The organism is Acetonema longum DSM 6540 (genome assembly GCF_000219125.1).
GTDB lineage: Bacteria > Bacillota > Negativicutes > Sporomusales > Acetonemataceae > Acetonema > Acetonema longum.
This window is the reverse complement of sequence record NZ_AFGF01000102.1, coordinates 25,777-48,790: the sequence shown is the minus strand read 5'-3', so window position 1 is coordinate 48,790 and position 23,014 is coordinate 25,777. Positions and strand designations below refer to the sequence as shown.

Below are 23,014 nucleotides of genomic sequence, written 5' to 3'. Positions count from 1 at the left end.
GACGTATGATAGAAACGGCGTTCAACCGACTCGGTTAAACGCCGTAAACAAAAACCACTTATATCACACTTATTATACTATCGTCATCGCGACAGAGATTTCAACTGCTGTACCTCTGCGGTTGTCAGATGGCGGTAACGCCCGCGTCTTACGCCCTGAAGGGTCAAAAAGGCGAAACTCACCCGTTTCAATTGATTCACCGGATGGCCAATCGCTTCAAACATCCTGCGGACCTGACGGTTCTTCCCTTCATGGATGATAATCTCAACCTGGGTGATGTTTTTTTCCCGGTCATGTTCCAGCAGGATTAATTTAGCCGGGGCGGTCACTCCGTCTTCCAGACGTATCCCGATTCGCAATCGATCCAACTTTTCTTCGGCCGGCTGACCGAGCACCCGGGCCAGATATGTTTTTTCAATTTCATGGCTGGGGTGGGTGAGAGCCTGGGCCAGTTCACCGTCATTAGTCATTAACAACAGACCCTCGGTATTATAATCCAGCCTGCCAACCGGATAAATCCGTTCAGGAATATCCTCAACCAGGCTCTTTACTGTTTTTCTGCCTTCAGGATCAGACATGGTGCTTACTACTCCTTTAGGCTTGTATAACAGAATGTATACCAGTTTTTCCGCGCCGATGATTTTCCCGTCTACCCGGATACGATCCTTGCCCGGTGTCACTTTTGTTCCCAACTCTTTGATCACCTTGCCATTGACACTAACCCGTCCCTCCAGAATATATTGCTCCGCCTGACGCCGGGAGGCCACTCCCGCCTGACTTAATACTTTCTGCAATCGTTCTGTCATGATGTCTCCTATTCTATCATCCTACTATTTTTAACTCAGTTCCAATTGGCGATAGTCCAATTGTGCTTTGCAAGTCCGCACCCATTGACCATCTTTGGTCTTTTGGACACAGCTGCCGCAAATTCCTTCACCGCAGCACATTTTTGTATTATTGGTTACTGCCATAGGGAGCGTTAAGCCGATTTCACCCAAATGATCAATGAGGCCATGATGCATGGTATCCGGTCCGGCGCTGACAACTAAATCGACTTCACGGTTGGCTGCCGCCTCGGCTACAATACCAAACCCCTGATCCCGCATGGATGAAACCGTCAGTACAGTACAGCCCATTTTTTTCAGCCGGTCTGCGACAAAGAGAGCTCCGACCTTGCCGGGAGCAATCACAGCGGTAACGTCATTGCCGCTGGCGATGAGTGTTCTGACGATCATGATGCTGCAAGCCTGGCCGATGCCGCCCGCCAACAAAAATATTTTGCCATGTTTCATCGATTCAATCCAGGGTTGCCCGAAAATACCGTTGTAATAGGGCCCCCGGACCGATATTTTGGCTTGATCCTTTAAAAAAATGCGGCTGGATTTCGGTCCTACTGTTTCTATGGCTACGTGCAGAGTATCGCTGTCGGTATCAGGATCGTGGCTGATATCCATAATTCCCACCGGAAAACTGCATATCTCCGGATCATCCAAAGCCCGGATGAATACGAAAGACCCCAACCGGCTAAGCTGTTGGCCCATAATTGCATCTACCCTTAAATCAAGCAGATAGGTTGACGGCGGGATATAGCGGACGATATGCACGGCAGACTCAACTTCCCGCCGGAGGTTTTTTTGTTTGACCGATTGCCAGATCTTTTCATACAGTAAACATTGCCCGGTCCAGTTGCAGTCGCAAACTTCCTTTCCCTGCAGATGACTGCACATGAAACAGTGGTTTGTTTCCGCCAACAGGCAGGGACAATGGTCCGTGTGGATATCCACGCAACGCAACGGAACAAATTTTTGCATGATTGATCATCCCCCTATATCAGGCATTTACTGAATATGCCGGTCATACCTGCTTGAGCCACCCGCGTTTCTATCGCCTCCCGGTCGGTCGTATACAGGGACAGCTCTTTCATGCGCATAAAGTATTCAGCGCCGGAAAAAGTGTATCGTACTGTCAGAGACTGCAGCTGATCCATTTTTTCATGAACATAAGCGATATAATCTCCCGCGGCTAACGTCCGCGGCAATTCCAGATACTCCATATCCAGACAGTGTCTGACTGCATTGTGCCCGCTAAGCAAACCGGTCAGAATTGCCTCTGAGTGCCCGACCATAATGCCTGATTTCTCGCCGGAGCAAAACAGGTTATCCATACCCGTTACCTTTAGGGTATTATCACAAGGAGCAATACCCAAATAGCGCACAGAATTTCCTCTGCCGCCGGCATAAGGATCGGCAAAACGCGCTAATTCCAGGCCGGGTATGGTTCTCAGATCAGCCAGGTCAAAGTAAGATGTCATCATCTTGGCATGCCCGGTATCCAGGAGAACCAGAGTCGCCTGATACTCAGGGATAGCGTACTGGGTACAGGCCTTTTTCCCTAAAGCGATCTTTTCCCGTAAGCGTTCCGGCATGGGTAACAAAACAACCCCTGATTTCTCAAGTTCGGCGCGTACATCTGGTGCCAATGAGTCTTTCTGCAATTTACAGGAACCGCTCATGGCGCCAAAAGAACCGTCTGCCTTTTGCCCCATTCGCTCTTTCACCTGAGCTCTGGCTGTCAGACTGACCCTGGGGCCATAGGAGGGACAGCGCAAAACGCACATGGCACAGCCATTGCCATAGGTTAGGCAATTGCCCATGGGACCGGCTGTACCGGTTGCATCGATAAATACCTCGCCGGTTATGACTTCGCCGCCGTCCGCCATGACCTGGTAAATCTTTCGGCCATACCGTATAACATCTGTTACACGAGTTTGCGTCCTGATGGTTACGCCTTGCTGTAATAAAATAGATTTTATAACCGATTCAATTAAGGTCACATCATATAAAGACGCATGTTCGTGGCCGGGAAAGGAAATGTTTTTATGTCTGGCCACACTGTCCATACCATGAATAATAGCGCCGCCGCCTAAGGCGATAATTTCTTCCGCCGCCGTATAACGCCCGTTATTGCGAAAAATCCCGCCAACCAGCCCGGTTCCTAACAGCAAGTCAGTACGTTCAAGCAGCACTACGTCTGCTCCCGCCTTCGCCGCAGCCCACGCCGCCGCACATCCTGACCAGCCCCCGCCAACGACTACCACTTTAACCACGGATTTCCCCCAATTCACAAACGCTTTTGCCTTTTTCATACTTACAGTCTATTCGCTGATCGCTAAAGTGCCACTCTGCCAAACAAGAAAAAAGCCTGCTTTGCAGGGCTTCTTCCTGTCTAAACAGGAAAAAAATTGCTTTGCAGAACCTTTTTTCTGTCTTAAAAAGAAACTTGACATTACCGGCCCTTAGCCTCGCAATGTCAAGCTATAATCCGAATCTTTTACTCAAATAATAATCGGCATAAGTAAATCGAAGTAATAAATCCCGCCGCATCGCCGCACAGGCCGACAAGGGGGGCATAGCGGGCATTGCGGATACCCACTGCGCCAAAGTACACCGTAAGGACATAAAACGTCGTATCCGTACTGGCCAATATGGTAGAGGCAATCCGGCCCACCAGCGAGTCAGGCCCATAAGTATGAAACAGTTCACTGACAATACCCAGAGACCCGCTTCCCGACAGGGAGCGCATAATCGCCAAGGGAACCAAATCTGTCGGAATTCCTACGTGACGCAAAAATGGCTGTATAACATTCACACAGGCTTCAAACGCGCCGGAAAAGCGGAAAATATTGATCGAAACCATCATTGCGATCAGATAAGGCATAATCCGGATGGCGGTTTGAAATCCGTCAGCTGCGCCCTCGACAAATGCCTCATATACCGGAACGCGGCGGACAACGCCAACCACTAGTATGATGAAGATCAAGCCGGGAATGGCCCAAACCGAAAACTGCTCACTCAGAATATGCACTCTTATCGCCTCCCTCTTGTCAATAACAGTCGACAAACAAAATCAGCTGTCAATGCCGCAAAGGTTGCCACCAGACTGGTTATGACCGTAACTCCCACAATATCTGCCGGAGCTGCCGAACCTGCCGCCGATCGCAAGGCAATCATCGTGGCTGGGATCAACGTAAAGCCGGTGGTGCACAAGGCCAATAAGGTGCACATGGCCTCTGTGGCCACGTCCGGTTTGGAATTGAGTTGTTGCAGCTGCTGCATGGCTTTAATGCCAAAAGGAGTTGCCGCATTGCCCAATCCGAGCAAATTGGCGCTCAAAGTCAGGATAATATTGCCCAGCGCAGGGTGATTGCGAGGTATGCTAGGGAAAAGCATTCGTACTACCGGTCCAATAATGACAGAAAAGAGCCGAATCATTCCGGCTCTTTCTGCAATTTTCATGAGTCCCAGCCATAGGCACATTACCCCGATGAGCTTAAAGGCTAAAGCGACGGCGGATTCGGCAGCGGTAACAGCCGCCTGGGTCACGACGCCGATTTGCCCGTGCCAGGCGGCATAAACAATACCTACAACCATAAACAGGAACCAGATGTGGTTGACCACAATACCACCACCCACAGGGGACCGTTGAAAAAGGCCCATCTGCGTCACTTCAGCCTCCTGCGGGCGCGCGTTCGACGTACCCTGCGAACGTACAGTCTCACGCGCGTCCTCGTCGCGCTGTATCAGAATTCATGACTTTTCAGAGAGCGGTAGTAGTAGATGATCTCTCCTCAGTGAAAAGTCATCTGAATTCTTCACAGTACGGAGACGCAGAGCGTCTCTCTGATCTAGCATCTGGACCTTTTTTTGAACAGTCCCAGATTCGAGGCCACAGCTAGTTGTAATTATCTAGGCAATACTGCGCAGCAGCAAAGCGAATAGTTGCCGGATGGAGCTCCAGAGAGTCGCAAAAAACGACTTCTTTTCTACGTTCTCCGCCGACACTAAATCAGCAGAGGCAATTTCTTTATCTTGGTACATTACTTTAACGGTCCCGACTTTTTGCCCCACTGCTACTGGTGCGGCAATATGCATGGGAATATCCACGACAGTTTCATACTCTGTCTGACCGCCTTTAATGATAACCGGGGCAATTACATCAGCTTTAACGGCAACATTCACATAATCCTGTTTGCCGTTGCTTACTCTGATATTTTTTAAAATATCTCCCTCATGCCAAAAAAACTGGCTTTTTACCTGATCAAATCCATAGTCTAGCAAGGCGATGGAATCATCCCACATTCGTTCACTGTCCAGCACCACAGCGATCAGTTGGATGCCGTTGCGCTTTGCGCCTGATACCAGACAGCGTCCGGCGGCATCGGTGTAACCCGTTTTGACTCCATTGCCTCCTTCGTACAGCCAGACCAGCTTATTTTCATTGTATAGTTCCCGGTCTTGTTCCCGTTCCGGCCAAGGGATATTAACCTGCGATGTGCCCACTATTTTAGAAAATAATGGATTCCTGTAACCATAGGCAGCTATTTTGGCCAGATCGTGAGCAGTGGAATAATGATTTGGGTCTGGCAGGCCGCTGGAATTGATAAAGTTGGTATTATTCGCGCCAATAAGATGCGCTTTTTCGGTCATCAATTTGCTAAATTTTTCAACAGATCCGGCGATATGTTCCGCTACGGCAACTGTAGCATCATTGCCTGAAATCAGCATGATACCATACAGCATGTCAATCATTTTCAACTGCTCGCCTTCCCGCAGCCACAAGGTAGAGCCTTCGGTATAAGCCGCCTTTTCACTGGCGGTAACCATATCATCTAAATTGCCGTGTTCAAGCGCCACAATCAGAGTCATCATTTTCGTCGTACTGGCCGGTGGCCGCCGAGTTTCGGCATCTTTATTGTAGAGCACTTTGCCGGTAGCAGCTTCTATCAATATCGCCGATTTGGCGGTAACGTCCGGAATTGCGGGCGCCGCGGCGGAGACAGAGTGAATTAAAACAGCAGCGGTCAGGGACAATAGGGAGATATTGCGCGCTATTCGCGATGTGATATGCATAAACCATGTTAATCCTTTCCCTATAGTTTGGACATGGATAATTATATCGAATAACTGACGATCCGTCAAAAGTCAGTTAATGCAAATCAGTTACATGATTCCCAGCCTGCCAGGTAATAATACTATTATCAATCAGGAGGTGAAAATGATGGAAACAACCGACATCAAAACAACCTTGCGGCATACCCTAACGCAAAAGCAGGAACTGGTAAGAGATTATCAAACATTTGCCGAACAAATCAATAACCCGGAAGTTTCAAAGATGTTCCGGCATTTTGCAGAAGCCGAAGCGCTGCATGCCACCCAAATTAAAGAACATCTCAATCAGTTCCAGTAACTTTCCCATTTCGCCAAACTATACAAAACTATATGAAACAAACCGCACATTCATGCTCCAAATGTGCGGTTTCATATTTGGATCTATCACCAGGCTCATCTGCGGCCCCGATTCTGGAACCGTTCAAAAGGTTCAGATGCGACGCAGATGAGTCTTTGTCAACGGGTTCCCTTTCCCTAGTTAACTTCCTGCGCTGTCCGGGCCAGGTCCTCCACCGGGTCGTGCCGACTGAACATGTCCTCGATTCGGTTCATCACCTGAGGAACTAAATCCAGCATTCTTTCGTAAATTACATTATTTTCGACAGACATAAATCGGATTCCCGATACGGGAGAGCATACCAGAAATCCTACCGGCCTGACACTGACTCCGGCACCGCTGCCGCCGCCGAAGGGATACAATTCATGATGGTCGGCTGATTCCTCCTGAGGCCTGCAATCGCCTCCACCGGCGGCAAAACCAAATGTGACCCGGGAAATAGGAATAATGACCGTACCGTCGGGTGTTTCCACTGCATCGCCGACAATGGTATTGACATCAACCATTTCTTTGATACTTTCCATTGTTGTCTTCATCAAATTTTCAATCGGATGATCCGCCACAGCTCTTCCTCCTAACTTTCCTGCAATCGAAGTCCTTGCATCGCATTAATAACATTGCCCAGTCGAATCCTGAATATGCATTTTAAGTCGATAGCCAAAGTGGGATCGCCAAATACCGGCACGAACTGAACTACCGGCGCCGTCGAAAAATGGATAAGCGGCCGCAGCCAGGCAAGCAGTACCCCGTTAAGCGCCCGCAAAAAACCGATGAGCAGACAGGTGGTGGCGGAATCATCCATACCCAGACAAATTTTGCAATAAAATTGGTCACAATGCACATGAGAATGAATGCGATCAAGAAAAGTGTTATATTGTTCCACCTGGCAAGAGATCCGTTTCGCAATTCGTTTGGCCAGTCGCGGCTTATTCCAGATCACATCAAGAATCCGGCGAATAATATGTTTTTCCACAACGCTTCTCTTAGCCTCGATTCCTTTGTTCCCCTTGATCTCCGATTCCAGCCACAAAAGCTCGTCCTGCCACTCTGCCTTCACCACCGGGATTTCTATGGTATAGCTAATGAGTCCCCGCATAGCGTATATTTTTAGCACGACGATGTCATTTCCCTCTGTCCGCCGGTAAGTGAGGTCTACATACAAATTGACCCTGCATATCCCTCGCCAGACGCTAATGGCTGTAACCAGCAAAACAATTAAAAACCAGCCTGCCTGCACCTTTATCCCCCGCTATCCCCCCGCCTGCTTCTCTTTATTGTGGGCGTAAAGACTGTTATATATACAAAAAGAGCAACCTCTTCCACTAAGGTTGCTCTTCCTCGCCGCGGGGCTGGATTTCTGGGATCGGCGGCAAGTCAGCCAATGTATTTAAACCAAAACATTTTAAAAACTCATCGGTCGTTCCATACAAGATCGGCCTGCCAATCACATCTTTTCGCCCCAGTTCCTTAATCAACAGCCGGTCCATCAGGGTGTTGACCACTCCGTCCACTTTGACCCCGCGTATGGCTTCGATTTCCTGGCGGGTGACCGGTTGTTTGAAGGCTATAATAGATAGGGTTTCCAGAGCGGCCGCAGAAAGACGATTATCCTGAATCTCAGCCAGTTTGGCAACCGTCGGAGCAGTTTCCGCTTTGGTACACAGTTGATATCCTCCGGCTATTTCTGCAATCGCCAGCCCCCGTTCCTCAGACTGCAGGTCCTGCTGCAGTTCTTCGACCAGGCTCAGGGCCTCATGCTCTTCCAGTTCTAACATCTGAGCAATCTTCCCCACTGGGACAGGATCGCCGGCAGCGAACAACAACGCTTCCAAATGCGCTTTCAGATGACGAAAAAACATTAGTCAGATTCGCTCCTAAGCATAAGATAAATGGGCCCAAAGGCTTCCAATTGTTGAATGGCGACTCGTTTCAGCCTCACTAATTCCAGCAGGGCCATAAACCCGGCTATCAGTTCGCTGCGGGAATGGCTGCGGATCAGAGTAGCCTCAAACTCTATGCGCCCGTCATTTTTTTGCAGTAAATATATAATATCCGCCATTTTTTCCTGAACGCTGATTTCCTCACGGGAAATCAGCGCAAATTCCGGGATCGTGCTCTCCCATACCGCTGCTAATGCTTGCAAAAGGTCTTCTACCGTCAATCCGACCGGCAGGTTTACGATGGGAGAAAAGAACTGGGGAGAACGGACAAAAAATTGCTCTCTCTCCTGGCGTTTTAGCTCCAATTGTCCGGCGGCCTCTTTGTAGCGGCGGTATTCTAACAGCCTCTCTACCAATTCACGGCGCGGATCGTCTAGTTCTTCCTCTTCAACGTCAGCCTTCGCTTGTTTCGGCAGAAGCATGCGGGATTTGATTTGCAGCAAGGTTGCGGCCAGGACCAAAAATTCGCTGGCGATCTCGATATTAAAGTCCTGTAACGCTTTCAGATAGGCAATATATTGCTCTGTTACCTGGACAATCGGAATATCATAGATATCGATCTGGTCTTTTTCAATCAAATGGAGTAAAAGGGCCAAAGGGCCTTCATAGACTTCCAGTCTTATTTTATAGTCAGACATCACCCCATCAGATGCAGGGCCTTATTCACTTCCTGCATCGTCGCTGCAGCAACCTTGCGGGCCCGCTCTGCCCCATAATCGAGAATTTCTTTAATACGTCCGGGGTTTCGCTCTAATGCCAGGCGGCGGGTATGGACATCCGCCAACATGTCCACCATACGCTCGGCCAGCCTTTTCTTGCATTCCACACAGCCGATTTGAGCACTGCGACAATCTTTTTCGATCTGCACTGCATGTTCGGCATTAAACAGCTTGTGAAAGGTAAATACCGTGCAAACGTCCGGATGGCCCAGATCGGTCTTCTTAATCCGCTGGGGGTCAGTCACCATCATCCGGACTTTTTCCCGAATTTCTTCCGGTCCAGCCGAAAAACTGATTTCGTTGCCGTAGGACTTGCTCATCTTACGGCCATCCAAACCCGGCAAAACCGGAGCTTGGCTCAAACTGGCCTTAGGCTCGGGAAAAATCGGGCCATATAAATTGTTAAAACGGCGGGTGATTTCTCTGGCCAGTTCCAGGTGAGGCAGCTGATCTTCCCCTACCGGAACTGTATCAGCCTTATACAGAATAATATCGGCGGTCATCAGCTCAGGATAGCCGAGAAAACCATATGTATTGATTTCTTTGCCCTGAGCGCCTAATTGCTGCAGCTTGTCCTTATAGGTCGGAACCCGTTCCAGCCAGGACAAGGGAGTCATCATGGACAACAGCAGATGCAATTCGGCATGTTCTTTCACATGAGACTGCACAAAGATAGTATTGCGTTCCGGATCCAGTCCGGCGCTTAGCCAGTCCAGTGCCATATCGTGGATATTCTGCGGAATCTTTCTGGTATCTTCATAACTGGATGTCAGGGCATGCCAGTCCACAATACAGAAAAAACATTCGTATTCATGCTGGAGCTTGACCCAATTTTCCAAAGCCCCCAAATAGTTACCCAGATGAAATTTGCCCGACGGCTGCATGCCGCTAAAGATTCTGCCCTTCATTAGATACAAGCCTCCTGCTAAAAGATGATTCCAACAATGCCCATAATGATCCGGTGTAAACTGTTAATCAGCGGACTGATAATCGGCCCAATGAAGCCAAATGCCAGCAAGGCGATCATAAACATGGGAGCATATTGCTCGATGCTTTCCCACCACTCCGCCTGCCTGCCGGGTAATAGACTTCCCAGGATCTTCGATCCGTCCAGCGGTGGAATCGGCAGTAAATTAAAGACCGCAAAGCCCAGATTATACTGATAGGTCCAAATGAGAATCTGGTCTATAACAAAGGACCTTATTCCCAAGAGGGGCAAAATCCCCCCCATCAAAACAGCCACCGTAAACGCTAATAAAATGTTGGATGCCGGTCCGGCGAAAGCTACCAGCATGGTGTCTTTCTTTACATCTTGAAAATTGTAGGGATTAAACGGTACCGGTTTGGCCCAACCAAACCGGAAGAGCCACAACATAATTAACCCGATAGGGTCCAAATGAGCCACCGGATTTAATGTCAAACGCCCTAAATACTTAGGCGTAGGATCTCCCAGGCTGACTGCCATCCTGGCATGAGCGTATTCGTGAATCGTTAACGCCGCCAGTAAGGCAGGAATGCGAAAAATCATATCTGAATCGAAACCAAACACGGCTTACCTCCTTGTATAACATGAATAAACGCTCTCAATTCCAGGCCTGCTCCCTGTAGGTAGAATACCCTCAGACCTTGGAACTAAATCTTCCCTCGTATCATTTTGGCATATTATCCTCTGATAGGCAAGTAAAAAGACAGATATCATTGCCGATTTAGCGATCTTTCCATCGCATAACCCACCGCAGACCGGAGAAAATATAACAAGTGCCAATAACGATGCAACAAGAAAAATGACAAAAAGGAATGATTTGACTCATGCGGCATATTGGACAAAAACTGACTGGCAGTCTCTTGGTTCTCCTAATGCTATGCGGTTGTTCCCTGGCGCCGCCGGCGCAAAAACCCCAGACTGGCCCGACCGGGGAAGGGCCAGTATCCAAACCCAATCCTCCGGTTCTGGAGCGGTTTGAACCGCCGCCGTCGGAGTTATATGACCTAGAACTGACGGCAGGTACGGTATTCTCTTTTATTATAGCAAGAAACTGGTCCCAGGCAGAAAGAGAGTTAGCCAGGCTGGAGGCCTTATGGAACCAGGCTCAGCCATTAATCGGTGAGAAAAAAGGGGTCGATAAAGCCAGAGAAGGCTTGGATAAACTGTATCAGGCAGTAGATTCCAAAGATCCGGCAGCAGTTTATAAAAGCTTAAATGGCTTTATGGCAAGCATCGGTGAAATCGGCCGATCCTACAAATTATCTCCCTTGTCCGACATTGTGACCATCAGCAATCAACTGCGCAATGTGGATTTTTTTGTAGCCGATCAAGACTGGGGCAAAGCCCGCAGTAAAGTAAAAGAATTAGAAAATACCTGGAAACAATCGAAACCCGCCTTGGAAAGCCTAGGGATTTTCGACGAAATTACTAAAACTCATTCGGCCATACTCCAGTTAAGCGATGCGGTCGATGCGGAAAACAAGGAAGGGGTCATCGAGAAAATCGCCAAACTAAACGAGAGTATAGGAACCATACGAGATTTTTACAAAAGTAAATAATAAGAAATCGAAAAAATAAGGCGGCCAGGCTGGCTGCCTTATTTCTTGTCCCCGTCCGGCTTTTTCTTAGTCGATTCGGAGCCGCCTGTCTGTTCCCCTGTTTCCAGCCGGTCTTCATCCTTAGGCCTCAGCATGGCCGGACGCAGCACTTTTTCCGGAATGGGCAGCCGAAAAACCACATCTTTGAGAGCAAGAAAGTTGAAGGGGATCAGCGGCCATGAGTAAGGAACCCCAAACGATTTGGTAAAGATCAGCAGAATAGCCACACCAGCTAATCCCGCCAATAATCCCGGCAGCTTAAAGGCCATAACAATCATAATTAACGCGATGCGGAAAACCCGCACCGCTAAAGCTAATTCTACGCTGGGCGTGGCAAAAGTCCCGACGACGGCAACGGCGATATAAAAAATAGTTTCATTGGCGAACAAGCCCACTTTAGTGGCGAATTCCCCCAGCATAAACGCTCCGATAAAACCAAGGGCTGTAGCCTGGGCTGAAGGAACATGGACAGTGGCCATCCGCACCAGTTCCACCCCAAACTCGGCCAGCAGAAACTGAATGCCAAGAGGAATGATGCCGGATTCTTTGGGACCTAAAAAGGCCAGAGTTTCCGGCAGCAAATGAGGCTGCAGCACCAATGCCAGCCACAATGGCGGCAGGAGAAAAGACATGGCAATGCCCCCCAACCGAACCAGCCGCAAAAAAGTGCCAACCACCACATTCTGTCGATACTCTTCAGCATGCTGTACATGATGCCAAACAGTGGCCGGCAGAATCATGATATTCGGCGAAGTGTCCACAATAATGCAGATATGCCCTTCCAGCAAATGGACTGCAGCCACGTCAGGCCTTTCGGTATAACGGACTTTGGGGAGGGGATTCCATTTGCTGCCGGGGATGACATACTCCTCAATAGCTTTCTCCGCCATAGGAATACCGTCAATGACGATAGACTCAAGGCTCTTTTGAACCTGCTCCACCAAGGCGGAATTAGTGATATCTTTGATATAGCACAGGGCAACGTCCGTCTTGGACCGTCCCCCGACTTTAATGATTTTGAAGCGCAGATTCGGGTCTCGTAACCGCCGACGGATTAATACGGTGTTAAAAACAATGGTTTCCACGAAAGAGTCCCGTGAACCCCGGGTTACTTTCTCTATGTTGGATTCACTGGGGGCCCTGGCTGGATAAGAACGGGCATCTAATACGATGATCTGGGTTTCACCGTCGAGCAGGAAAAGGAACTCCCCTGACAGCAGGCTTAAAAGAGCGTCTTCAATATTATCCACCAATTTCGCCTGAGAATGAGTGGATCGGGAATAGAAAAGCTTATGCATCGTGTTAATGGATAAATCTTGCTGCAGATAGGCAGTCATGTCCTCTAACACATTACTGATGATAATATCATTCACCATGCCATTGATGGAAAAAGAAGCGGCCCGTTTTCGCCCAACATTATACTCCCGGAAAATGATGTCAAAGCTTTCCCCTACCCCCAGCATATCCTTCAGTAAATTGATATTGCTGTCAATGTCCGGTTTGATTTTGTTCTTGTCCGCCATGCAAAATCCCGCTCCGTTTCAATATTTCTTCCACTGCTTTATAGGTAATGGGGGCACCGCGGCGCAAATCATCCGCATGATCCATTTTCCCGATATCGCCCACCCCGATAATAACCGGGATGTTCAAATAATTCAACACATCCACCGTATCGCCGAACACTCTGGGAGAGCATCCCTTACTCTCCACTTGCCCGTTTTTGTTTACCGGCTTCTCTACTATTTTCCCCCGGTCATCGATACAGGCATCCGGCTCCACTCCCTGAATGCCGCTGGTATTCGAGGCAACAGCTATAGCGCCTAGCACATCCACCTCCGGATGGGATGCCACGTATTCGAGGGCGCTTTCCCCGCTGCCTTTACCGCGGCGGCCTTTGTCATCAAACATGACCAGGACAGGATCAAATGGAACGGTCTTTAATAATCGTATAATCTCCTCGCCGGATATGGGAGTCGGGTTGCCGCCTGATGCCGATATACAGCGCAACCCCAGCGAATCGGCAATATCTTCCACTACATTTTGCGCAACTTGATCGCCGTCAGTCACTAAAATGACTTTTACCTTTTCGGCCAAAGCTTTCATCCTTCCACCGCATGTTCACGGCGTCGATTTTTCATTTTCCCCTAATAAAGAACTGATTTTATTGGCCAATTTCTCACTATCCTGAATCACCTGCCGCAATTTCTGCAGGCTATTTTCCAATTCATTGGCCAGCTCATACTGTGTATCGGCCAGAAGCTGCGCAGCCGTCTGCATTGTCACCTGCTTTTTCAGGGCAGCAGGCTGAGATCCGGTATTGTTTCCCTGAGACTGAGACTGTTCCACACCCTGCTGAGACTGGTTCTGGGAACCGTAAATCTGCTGCAATAACTGCGTCAGCGCCTGGTTAGCCCCGGCGGTCTGAGTCTGAGGAGGCTGTGCTGCTTGGTGATTATCCTGGGACATAGACTGCTGCAAGAGCTGGGGCGTTGACTGTTGGTCATTCGATGCTTCCTGGCTGGACGCATTGTTTTCCTTGTCTTGTTGTAACGTATTAATTTGATTTTGGATATTCTGCAGGGCAAGTAAAATAGCATGATTCGCGTCAGTACTGAATGCCTGGTTCTGCTCGCCCTGCTGATTTTGGTTTTGTCCCGGCTGAAGAGATTGATTTCCAGCGCCATTCATACTGCGCATGTTGCGACGCTTGTCCATTCGGTTTTCCACCTCCTATTAAAAAAAGAAACTCCATAGACTGACTGCTAACGATAAAACCGCAAAACGTAAATGAATCACTGCAAAGGGATATTTCAGACTGGAAACCGGATTAACTAAATCCGCCGTTTTTTCCCACTCAGAGCCGCCGGCAATACCGGAGGCCAAATAGTTGGCTAATGGGCCGGACAGGGCAATAAGCAAACCCTTCAGGCCATGGGTCATATTATTCACGACCGAAGTGCTGAAAACACCGGCAACCACCATGGCCTCAATCTGACCATGAAAAAAGACAGTCACAATCAAACGGCCCAGCTCGTGGATTATAACGGCGAAACAAACATACAGAGGATAACGAAACCCTACCAGGCATGCCGTGAGCAGCAGTGCAATAAAATCTATCGTCAACATGCAACTACCCTTTCAAGACATAAGGAGAGTGCGCTCAGCACTCTCCTTATTGAAGTTTTAATGAACGTGAAAGGCGATTTTTACATTGGCTTTGTATTCGGTAATGCGGCTTTCACCAATATTGGCCGTAAAATTGGTAACCTCGACTCCGGCAATGTCATCGAGAGTTTTTCCGGCTTCCACCACCGCATTTTCTACCGCATCAGTCCAATTGTGACGGGAAGTGCCCACTAATTCAATTACTTTTACGACAGCCATACTGTTGCCTCCTTACTATAACTCAAGTATAAGCATAGTGTGCGCCGGAATAGAAATATCATACCTTTCCGGAACCCAGGCGTAAAAATCGTTTGGGCTTTCATTCCGGTATAACCAGACTGATTTAGAACGCACAGGGACTTTCTGAGGGCCTTCATCCCAGAAATACCAGGCTATGCCGCCGGTAGCCATCAGCAATAAAATCCCTAGGAGGATATACACTTTTTTTGTCAAATTCTCTCACCCCCCAGCTATAATCTTACCGATAGTTTTCCCTAATTTTAAAATAAACAGACCTCATTTTTAACCTGAGGTCTGTAATAATTCTTTAATCATTTTCAGGGCGTTTTTCTCGATACGGGATACCTGAACCTGAGACAAACCAATCATAGCGGCAATCTCGGCTTGGGTTTTGTCATGGAAAAATCGCAGATGGATTACCGCTTGTTCCCGTTGCGGTAATTGCGCCAATACTTCTCTCAGAGCAAAATTTTCAAAGTCAGCTTCCTGTCGATCGCTGTGCTTAATTTGGTCCAGCAGCAGAATAGGATCGCCATCATCACGATAAGTCTGCTCATATAAGGAGGCAGGATGCAGATTGGCTTCGGCAGCGGCAATCACCTCCTGAGCCGACAGAGATAACTCCGCGGCCACCTCAGTAACAGTGGGATCCCGGCCAAGAGCAGCCTGCAGTTTCTCTTCCGCCCGGTGCACCCGATAGGCAAGCTCTTTTAAGGAGCGGCTCACCTTCATCGGATTATCATCCCTGATATACCGCCGTATTTCACCAATGATCATGGGAACCGCATAGGTTGAGAATTTCACGCTATAGGTCAAATCAAACCGGTCGATGGCTTTAATTAACCCTATACAGCCGATTTGAAATAAGTCGTCCCATTCGTATCCCCGCCCTGTAAACCGGTGGACAATACTTCTGACCAAATTCATATTCGAGTTCAGGATTTGTTCTTTAGCCTGCTGATCGCCTGCCTGGGCCTGAGAAATCAACTCTTTTAACGCTTCATCTCCTAACATACATATCCCGCCTAATGAACCGGTTTGGCATCAAATTTTTTAATCATTCGTACCATTGTGCCCGAACCTACAGTCGACTTCACTTCCAGTTCATCCATAAACGACTCCATAAAGACAAAACCCAGACCCATACGTTCCGGCATGGATGAGTAGGCAGGCTGTCTGGCTAGATTCACATCAGCAATTCCGGCGCCCTGATCTGACACGACATACTCTATGTAATTGTCACAGAGTGTCATTATCATTTCGATCGTCCCTTTTGTTTCGGCATAGCCATGAATCACGGCATTAGAAACCGCCTCCGAGATGGCCACTTTGATTTCCTCAATATCCGAAAGAGTAAAATCAACCTGGCTGGAAAAAGCGGCAGCTGTAATTCTGGCAATTCCGACATTTTCACTGAGACTGTCAAAACTCATCTTCAGCTGGTTTTTCATCATGCTCAACCTCCCACTGCGGCTTCAAATGCATCCTTTTCGCCGGGATATACCTTCATAATCTTCGTAAGTCCGGAAAGAGCCAAGACTCGCTCCACCTGAGCCGGCAAATGAATCAGGATGGTTTCGCCGTTAGAAGCCTGAATTTTTTTATACCATCCCAGTATGGCCCCAACGCCTGAACTGTCAATGAAACTAACTCCCTTGAGGCTAAGAGCCAGATTTCTAACCTCGCTGGTCTCAATACTCTCGTCAATAACCTGCCGGAATTGTTCTACAGCATGTACGTCAAACTCGCCCTCAAGGCGTACTAGCAAATAATCTTTCCTGATGAGCGTGTTTATTTTCAACATGATCCCTCCAACTTTTTTGTTATATCATTCGCCGTAAGGAAATTTTTTCCTGCTAAAAAGGATGAAAATGAAAAAGTGGGCAGACAAAAAAAAAGCCTGCATTGCAGAACTCTTTTCTGGCGTAATAAAAAAGGGAGTAATCTCCCTTTTTGAAATAGCTTTTATTTCGTTACTTTAAACAACTCCAGGACATTATCGGTAAAAATCTTAGTAAAGCCGGCTTTAGCCACATCTTTTTCTGCTATCAAGTCTATTTTACCGACTATCTTGCCGTCTTGCAAAGCCAACATTTCACCGCACTTCTGGCCTTTCATAACCGGGGCGGTCAGCCATGTGCTGCAAGTGATTTTCTTTTCCATGTTTGTCTTTTTGCCTTTAGGTAAAATGACGGATAAAGATTCGGCAGCAACGACATTGATCGCTTTATCCATGCCTTTGCTGACTTTTATGCGCTGGATCGGGGCAAACTGTTCCACGATCGAATTAGCTGTGAAATTGGCAAATCCCCAGTCGAATAATTTCATGGTTTCCCGTAAATGGGATCTGGGTTCGGGTGTGGCGAAAACAGCAGCAATTAGCCGTAATCCATCCCGTTTGGCAGTTCCAACAAAACAATATTTAGCCTCTTCGGTCCAACCGGTTTTTAGCCCGTCAGCGCCGGGATACCACCAGAGCAGTTTATTGGTATTGACCAGCCAATTCTTGCCGTTTCTCAGCCAATGCTCCTTGATACCGACCAGTTCCATATACAATGGGTATCGAAGCGCTTCTCTGGCAATCAGCGCGGTATCGTAGGCGCTCATATAATGATCCGGAATGGGCAGCCCATTCACATTGGCAAAATGGGTATTTTGCAGGCCTAATTCTGTCGCCCTTAGATTCATGGCATCAACAGCTGCCTGCTGGTTGCCGTATATGTGTTCCATAATGGCCAGCGCAGCATCATTCGCACTGACTACCGCCACTGCGGTCATCATTTCCTTCACCGACATTTTTTCGCCGGGCTCCAGCCATATTTGAGAGCCTCCCTGCCGCCAAACCTGGTGCGATACGGCTACCTCGTCGGTGAGTTTTATCTTGCCCTGCTCCACTGCCTCAACAGCCAGCAATAAAGTCATGATTTTGGTAACACTGGCCGGAGGCAGCCTCTTATGCGCGTTTTTCTCAAATAAAATGGCGCCGTTAGCATCAAGAATAACTGCCGATTCGGCAGATGTGGCAATAGTTGCAGCGGTATTAGCGCCGGACCGGTCTTTGGCTTTGGGGGCTGCCAGAACAGTACTGCCTATACTACATACAACGGCAAAAATTATCAAGCAGGCTATCCAGGGGAATGAGAGTGAGTGTGAAAGCCGCATATTACATACGACACTCCTTTCTTTTCACTTTCGGCATATCTCTTTTTTAGATTAACCACCCGCAGCTAAACTTAGTCTGGAAAATAAACAGCAAAAAATTAAAGGCCGGGGTAAACCCGGCCAATGCAAGAACTTCAGTAAAAATATTAAATTTATGGGAATTTCAATTTTCTTTGAAAGCCGGAAGAAAACTCTGTCCATATTCTAATCCCGGCAAATGAAAAATTTCCGCTATAGTCGCCCCTATGTCAGCAAAGCTTGTCCGAATTCCTAAGTCCAAACCGGTTTCCCGTGCAGGGCTAAACGCCAGCAGGGGAACATATTCCCTGGTATGATCCGTGCCTGGCATAGTGGGATCGCAGCCATGGTCCGCCGTAATGATCAATAAGTCAGTAGACCTGATGGCGGGCAGGAGTAAGGCCAGATGACGGTCAAATTCCTCCAGCGCCTCAGCATAACCGGCAGCATCATTGCGATGCCCATAGAGGCTGTCAAAATCCACCAGATTCACCATAACCAACCCGCGGGAAGTCTCCGCCAGCACCGCGTGCAACCGGTTCATCCCGTCGGAGTTGGATACGGTCGGATATGAATCGGTGAGACCACGGTGGGCAAAAATGTCCCCGATCTTACCAACCCCCACCACGGTATAATGGTGCTCTTTCAGACTATCCAGCACGGTTTGACCCGGTTCCAGACTGAAATCATGCCGACCGGCAGTACGGGTAAAACGGCCCGGCTGTCCAACAAAGGGGCGGGCAATTACCCTTCCCACCGCATGAGGGCCGATGCATACCTTTTTCCGGGCAATGCGGCAGATATCATACAGCTCTTCCGGCGGGATAATCTCTTCATGGGCCGCAATCTGAAACACACTGTCGCCGGAAGTATAAACGATAGGATAGCCGGTCACCATATGCTCGGCGCCGAGTTCCTGGATAATCTCAGTCCCGGAAGCAGGCTTATTCCCCAATATTTTTTTCCCTGTGAAGCGCACAAAAGAATCAATCATTTCAGCCGGAAAACCCTGAGGGTACATAGGGAACGGGGAAAAAACCGGATAGCCGGCTATTTCCCAGTGTCCGCTGGTGGTATCTTTGCCTTTTGACAATTCCGCCATCTTGGCGTAACATGCCTTAGGCGAATTCACCCGCTTCACTCCCGGTATGGCCTCAATACAACCCAAGCCCAGACTCTCCAAAACAGGCAGCAGCAACCCTCCCCGGGCCTCCGCTATATGCACCAAGGTATTGGTCCCGCTGTCTCCATATAAGTGAGCATCCGGCGTAGCACCGATCCCTACACTGTCTAGAACGATCACGATGACTCTCGTAAACACTAAATGTCTCTCCTTCATGCTAAAACCTATGCGACATCATCTGCAGCAGGATACGTCGAGCGCCCGCCCGCAGGAGGCTGAAGTGACACAGACGGGCCTTTTTCAACGGCTCCCTTAGGCGCGGGGGTGGGTTTTATCGTATACCTCTTTTAGGTGATTTTTAGTAACATGGGTATAAATCTGGGTGGTAGATATATCGGCATGACCCAGCATTTCCTGGACCGACCGGAGATCCGCCCCATTTTCCAGCAGGTGAGTGGCAAAGGAATGGCGCAGAGTATGAGGTGTAATCTCTTTATGAATGTTGGCTTCCTGGGCATACTTCTTTATGATTTTCCAGAATCCCTGCCGGGTTAGCCGGTTGCCATGGTGATTGACAAACAATGAGGCTTCTTCATAGGTCCTGACTAGTTTTTGCCGTCCTTTAGCGACATAATCCTGAACGCATTTAGCGGCTATGGAGCCCAAAGGAACAATTCTTTCTTTAGAACCCTTCCCATAACACTTAATATAGCCCATTTCCAAATTTACATCAGAAATATTTAACGAAATTAATTCTGAAACGCGAATACCGGTGGCGTACAGCAGTTCCAGCATAGCCTTATCCCTCAGCCCCGCTGCCAGGGATACATTAGGCTGTTTTAAGAGCTCTTCCACTTCATGAATCGTAAGCACCTTCGGCAATTTTTTTTCCGCTTCGGAGATTCAAGGTGAGCGGCAGGATCCTTCTCCAGATACCGTTCCCGGACCAAATACTGATAAAATGATTTGATCGCGGCCAAATTGCGGGAAATGGTCGATACGGCTTTGCCTTTCGATTGCAGAGTATTCAAATATGTAAGGATGGTACTGCGATTTAAGTCTTTCATGAAATCAATTTGGCTATGCTGTAAGTAGGTTTGAAACTGACGCAAATCCCGGCCGTAGGACTCCAGTGTATTTTGCGCCAAACCCCGCTCAACCGCCAGATAATTAATAAATTCCGTAACATAATTATCCATTTTTACCCACCCTTTTTTTCGCGCTAAACTTTCCAGAAAGGATTTCCGTCAATTTAATGTATACATAAGTATTCTACATCAAGATGAACTTACCTGTTTTCCTGTCGAATTTTGTTTTGTTTTTTCTGGAAATTATCGCTGAATCCAACCTGTTACCATTCTTATTCAAATACTTTACATTTTATGATTATGATTTGCCTATTCTATAAAAAACCAGGCCACAATCAACTTCATAAAAACCGGTGACAAATAGACTTCAATGAAAGCCGTAAACCACAGCACCAACAGCATGAAAAAACACACGGCGGAATAGCCGATTGCCTCACTCAAAAAACTGGCGTGATCCCGCAGTTTTCTCCGGGCCAGCATCAGGGAAAAGGCTACCGAGGATACGCCGGTAATAATCACTGCCGGAACGGAAAGAAGGCTGTGAGGCAATACTGATACCAACGCAAAAATAAGTCCTTTGACAATATATTCGTTAATCAGGAACCCCACGGTAAAGCCAACGATAAATCCTCTGGTAAATATAATAAACAACACAATGGGAATCCCAATAATCGTAAAGCCCAGAATCCAGAGTATGCCGATCATCTTGGTGTAACTCCAGAGAACATTCCCCAGCATATCCTGGTGGTCCCATCCGCCGTTTTGTCCGATTAATCCCTGAAACAAAACCTGCAGATACCCGACTAACTCAGTCTTTTGCTCATTAGGCAAGGTTTTAACCGCTAAAGCGCCAATAACTACCCCGCTGACAAAAATCAAAATCATAAAAAAATAAGAAACGATATTGGAGCGAAGATGTCCACTGAGACCGTAACGTATATGATCCAGCATGTGCTTTCCTCCCTAGCATACTTACGTATACTTGGTAAAATGTATGCAGCCCATGCCGGTTTAGACCAGTTCGTCTAAAATTTATTCACTCTATGTCCTATTCCATCCAGGGATATTTTGTATATGGCGTAAGCTCAAAGATCGGATGATCCGTCTTCACCTGTCCGGCCAGCCATGTGGGGACAACCAACCACTTAACCGGCAGCATCATTTGCCGGGCTGCTTCTTCCACCAGCTTCAAACCCTGCTCCACATGGGCTAACTTAGTCTCATCAGCCAGGTTAGTGTTGGACACAAGACCTGAAATCTGAATACGGGCTACTTTTTCAATTTTTGTTCTAACTTCCCGAATGCCCTCTATCGTACTGGTAAAGGGACGCAGCGCATTCACCACCAAAAAAGCCTGATAGGTGACTTCCGCCAGCTTTTGATGGATTTGCCCCAGAGAAATAGCGGATTCGCCGCCCCCTACATCCATGACTACCTGATAGGTTGGATCATACAGAATCCGTGTCAGATCCTGGGGCAAAATCGGCAAATCAGTGTGGGCCAGACGCTTTTCCGGCGCAACGACAAAGACTCCTTTTTGTTCCAGCAGACTCTGGTTTTCCCTGGTGCGAAAATAAGGTTTCACCAGATCATAATCTACAATGGCGGTTTTATGCCCGTTTTGCGCCAGATACAGCGCATAGTTTACGGCTAGCTCAGTTTTTCCGCTGCCAAATTCTCCAACAAAAATCGTAACTCGCTCCGGAGCCATAGAAACACCTTCTTCTGTCGATATATTTTATAGAATATTCCGTTTAGACGCTAAAAATCCTGCCATCGACAGGATTGCTCCGCTGCCGTTTTTCAAAGCAAGAAAAAGCCTGCCTGTCGAGCTTTTTCTGTTTAAATAATAAAGCTCTCTGCTAAACGACCAGAGAGCTTTATTATTTTACCTCGAAAAACAATCTCTTTTACGCCCGCATTTCCATCCGCAGTTTATCAGCGATCATGGCCATGAATTCTGAATTGGTGGGTTTGCCCTTCTCCAATTTCACAGTATAGCCGAAGATTTTATTGATCATTTCCATATTGCCGCGGCTCCAGGCCACTTCGATGGCATGACGGATAGCCCGTTCAACCCGGCTGGGAGTGGTAGAATACTTTTCGGCAATCATCGGATATAAAATCTTAGTCACCGCGCCTAAAAGCTCAATTTCGGTCACAATCATCATAATCGCGTCTCTAAGGTATTGATAACCTTTGATATGAGCCGGAATGCCTATTTCGCGAATAATACTGGTCACTTCAACATCAATCGGACGGGCTTTGATAGCTTGGGCTACATTGGGCCGGCTGGAAGTAATCGCGCCGGCCAGTTGACGCACCCGACTGATTAAGATTTCCATGTTGAAAGGTTTGAGGATGTAATAATCCGCTCCCAGTTCCACTACCCGCTGGGTAACGCTTTCCTGACCCAGTGCCGTTAACACGATGATTTTAGGACGTTTTTCCATCGAAGCGTTGATGCGTTCCAAAACTCCTATTCCGTCTAAGTGAGGCATAATTATATCGAGGATGATTACATCAGGCTTCTTTTCACTGAGGATAGATAAAATCTCTTCGCCGTTATAAGCTACACCTACCAGATCAATATCCGCCTGTTGAGTCAGGAATTCCTGCATGATATCCGCAAATTCCCGGTTATCGTCTGCGACAGCGACTTTGATTTTCTCTCTAATCACGCCATATACC

At 47.9% G+C, this 23,014-nt stretch carries 27 protein-coding genes and 1 pseudogene; 2 read left to right on the top strand and 26 right to left on the bottom strand.

Annotated features, from left to right (window positions below; all coding sequences use genetic code 11):
* Positions 1-83: 83 nt before the first annotated feature.
* The 6 genes from ALO_RS11540 to ALO_RS11515 all read right to left on the bottom strand — a co-directional run bounded on the left by ALO_RS11540 (position 84) and on the right by ALO_RS11515 (position 5,909).
* Positions 84-806, bottom strand: coding sequence for a pseudouridine synthase (locus ALO_RS11540; protein ID WP_004095979.1), 723 nt, complete (start codon positions 804-806; stop codon positions 84-86).
* 30 nt (positions 807-836) lie between these two features.
* The gene (locus tag ALO_RS11535; protein ID WP_004095977.1) at positions 837-1,811 is read right to left on the bottom strand and encodes a hypothetical protein; all 975 of its coding nucleotides are present in this window, start codon (positions 1,809-1,811) and stop codon (positions 837-839) included.
* Between the two features lie 14 nt (positions 1,812-1,825).
* Complete coding sequence (locus ALO_RS11530) at positions 1,826-3,106, bottom strand: FAD-dependent oxidoreductase (RefSeq protein WP_040293238.1); 1,281 nt, start codon at positions 3,104-3,106, stop codon at positions 1,826-1,828.
* 224 nt (positions 3,107-3,330) lie between these two features.
* The gene (locus ALO_RS11525) at positions 3,331-3,864 is read right to left on the bottom strand and encodes a spore maturation protein (protein WP_004095974.1); all 534 of its coding nucleotides are present in this window, start codon (positions 3,862-3,864) and stop codon (positions 3,331-3,333) included.
* A 2-nt stretch (positions 3,865-3,866) separates the two neighbouring features.
* Complete coding sequence (locus ALO_RS11520) at positions 3,867-4,457, bottom strand: nucleoside recognition domain-containing protein (RefSeq protein WP_040293252.1); 591 nt, start codon at positions 4,455-4,457, stop codon at positions 3,867-3,869.
* A gap of 288 nt (positions 4,458-4,745) precedes the next feature.
* Positions 4,746-5,909: a D-alanyl-D-alanine carboxypeptidase family protein gene (locus ALO_RS11515; RefSeq protein WP_004095970.1), complete on the bottom strand. Its 1,164-nt coding sequence runs from the start codon at positions 5,907-5,909 to the stop codon at positions 4,746-4,748.
* 145 nt (positions 5,910-6,054) lie between these two features.
* On the opposite strand from ALO_RS11515, the gene ALO_RS11510 reads away from it, so the two are divergent.
* Entirely contained in the window at positions 6,055-6,246 is a 192-nt protein-coding gene (locus ALO_RS11510) for a ferritin family protein (RefSeq protein WP_238528261.1), read from the top strand.
* 176 nt (positions 6,247-6,422) lie between these two features.
* On the opposite strand, the gene ytfJ is transcribed toward ALO_RS11510, so the two are convergent.
* From ytfJ to ALO_RS11480, 6 genes are all read right to left on the bottom strand, one after another.
* On the bottom strand, positions 6,423-6,848 hold the full coding sequence (ytfJ, locus tag ALO_RS11505) for a GerW family sporulation protein (RefSeq protein ID WP_004095968.1): 426 nt from the start codon (positions 6,846-6,848) through the stop codon (positions 6,423-6,425).
* A gap of 11 nt (positions 6,849-6,859) precedes the next feature.
* Complete coding sequence (locus ALO_RS11500; protein ID WP_004095967.1) at positions 6,860-7,522, bottom strand: DUF2953 domain-containing protein; 663 nt, start codon at positions 7,520-7,522, stop codon at positions 6,860-6,862.
* Positions 7,523-7,607: 85 nt separating this feature from the next.
* Positions 7,608-8,144 carry an SMC-Scp complex subunit ScpB gene (gene scpB, locus ALO_RS11495; protein ID WP_004095966.1) on the bottom strand — a complete coding sequence of 179 codons (537 nt, stop codon included), beginning with the start codon at positions 8,142-8,144 and terminating at the stop codon, positions 7,608-7,610.
* Positions 8,144-8,863: a segregation and condensation protein A gene (locus ALO_RS11490; protein ID WP_004095964.1), complete on the bottom strand. Its 720-nt coding sequence runs from the start codon at positions 8,861-8,863 to the stop codon at positions 8,144-8,146. Before ALO_RS11490 ends, scpB begins: the two co-directional genes overlap by 1 nt.
* Positions 8,863-9,852: a tryptophan--tRNA ligase gene (trpS, locus tag ALO_RS11485; protein WP_004095957.1), complete on the bottom strand. Its 990-nt coding sequence runs from the start codon at positions 9,850-9,852 to the stop codon at positions 8,863-8,865. The genes ALO_RS11490 and trpS overlap by 1 nt, the downstream gene beginning before the upstream one ends.
* A 17-nt stretch (positions 9,853-9,869) precedes the next feature.
* Positions 9,870-10,493, bottom strand: coding sequence for a site-2 protease family protein (locus tag ALO_RS11480; RefSeq protein ID WP_004095956.1), 624 nt, complete (start codon positions 10,491-10,493; stop codon positions 9,870-9,872).
* A 260-nt stretch (positions 10,494-10,753) separates the two neighbouring features.
* On the opposite strand from ALO_RS11480, the gene ALO_RS11475 reads away from it, so the two are divergent.
* A complete protein-coding gene (locus ALO_RS11475; protein WP_004095955.1) occupies positions 10,754-11,488 on the top strand; it encodes a DUF4363 family protein in 735 nt (244 codons plus the stop codon).
* A 38-nt stretch (positions 11,489-11,526) separates the two neighbouring features.
* Here ALO_RS11475 and ALO_RS11470 read toward each other — a convergent pair whose 3' ends face one another.
* The 14 genes and pseudogenes from ALO_RS11470 to spo0A all read right to left on the bottom strand — a co-directional run bounded on the left by ALO_RS11470 (position 11,527) and on the right by spo0A (position 23,004).
* The gene (locus ALO_RS11470; protein ID WP_004095954.1) at positions 11,527-13,050 is read right to left on the bottom strand and encodes a spore germination protein; all 1,524 of its coding nucleotides are present in this window, start codon (positions 13,048-13,050) and stop codon (positions 11,527-11,529) included.
* A complete protein-coding gene (spoVAEA, locus tag ALO_RS11465; protein WP_004095953.1) occupies positions 13,016-13,630 on the bottom strand; it encodes a stage V sporulation protein SpoVABEA in 615 nt (204 codons plus the stop codon). The genes ALO_RS11470 and spoVAEA overlap by 35 nt, the downstream gene beginning before the upstream one ends.
* A gap of 15 nt (positions 13,631-13,645) precedes the next feature.
* Complete coding sequence (locus tag ALO_RS11460; protein ID WP_004095952.1) at positions 13,646-14,242, bottom strand: hypothetical protein; 597 nt, start codon at positions 14,240-14,242, stop codon at positions 13,646-13,648.
* Positions 14,243-14,260: 18 nt separating this feature from the next.
* The gene (locus tag ALO_RS11455; protein WP_004095951.1) at positions 14,261-14,653 is read right to left on the bottom strand and encodes a hypothetical protein; all 393 of its coding nucleotides are present in this window, start codon (positions 14,651-14,653) and stop codon (positions 14,261-14,263) included.
* A 57-nt stretch (positions 14,654-14,710) separates the two neighbouring features.
* Positions 14,711-14,911, bottom strand: a complete 201-nt coding sequence (locus ALO_RS11450; protein WP_004095950.1) for a dodecin family protein — start codon at positions 14,909-14,911, stop codon at positions 14,711-14,713.
* Positions 14,912-15,214: 303 nt separating this feature from the next.
* Positions 15,215-15,946, bottom strand: a complete 732-nt coding sequence (sigF, locus tag ALO_RS11440) for an RNA polymerase sporulation sigma factor SigF (RefSeq protein WP_004095948.1) — start codon at positions 15,944-15,946, stop codon at positions 15,215-15,217.
* Positions 15,947-15,957: 11 nt separating this feature from the next.
* Positions 15,958-16,383, bottom strand: a complete 426-nt coding sequence (gene spoIIAB / locus ALO_RS11435) for an anti-sigma F factor (RefSeq protein WP_004095946.1) — start codon at positions 16,381-16,383, stop codon at positions 15,958-15,960.
* A 5-nt stretch (positions 16,384-16,388) separates the two neighbouring features.
* Positions 16,389-16,736 carry an STAS domain-containing protein gene (locus ALO_RS11430; protein ID WP_004095944.1) on the bottom strand — a complete coding sequence of 116 codons (348 nt, stop codon included), beginning with the start codon at positions 16,734-16,736 and terminating at the stop codon, positions 16,389-16,391.
* 161 nt (positions 16,737-16,897) lie between these two features.
* Positions 16,898-18,094, bottom strand: a complete 1,197-nt coding sequence (locus ALO_RS11425) for a D-alanyl-D-alanine carboxypeptidase family protein (RefSeq protein WP_050807004.1) — start codon at positions 18,092-18,094, stop codon at positions 16,898-16,900.
* Positions 18,095-18,257: 163 nt separating this feature from the next.
* The gene (locus tag ALO_RS11420) at positions 18,258-19,433 is read right to left on the bottom strand and encodes a phosphopentomutase (RefSeq protein ID WP_004095938.1); all 1,176 of its coding nucleotides are present in this window, start codon (positions 19,431-19,433) and stop codon (positions 18,258-18,260) included.
* A gap of 114 nt (positions 19,434-19,547) precedes the next feature.
* Positions 19,548-20,434, bottom strand: a pseudogene (xerD, locus tag ALO_RS23920) (site-specific tyrosine recombinase XerD).
* A gap of 198 nt (positions 20,435-20,632) precedes the next feature.
* A complete protein-coding gene (gene spoIIM, locus ALO_RS11410) occupies positions 20,633-21,274 on the bottom strand; it encodes a stage II sporulation protein M (RefSeq protein WP_004095936.1) in 642 nt (213 codons plus the stop codon).
* A gap of 97 nt (positions 21,275-21,371) precedes the next feature.
* Positions 21,372-22,034, bottom strand: a complete 663-nt coding sequence (locus tag ALO_RS11405; protein WP_004095934.1) for a P-loop NTPase family protein — start codon at positions 22,032-22,034, stop codon at positions 21,372-21,374.
* 199 nt (positions 22,035-22,233) lie between these two features.
* Positions 22,234-23,004, bottom strand: a complete 771-nt coding sequence (gene spo0A / locus ALO_RS11400) for a sporulation transcription factor Spo0A (protein WP_004095932.1) — start codon at positions 23,002-23,004, stop codon at positions 22,234-22,236.
* Positions 23,005-23,014: the final 10 nt, after the last annotated feature.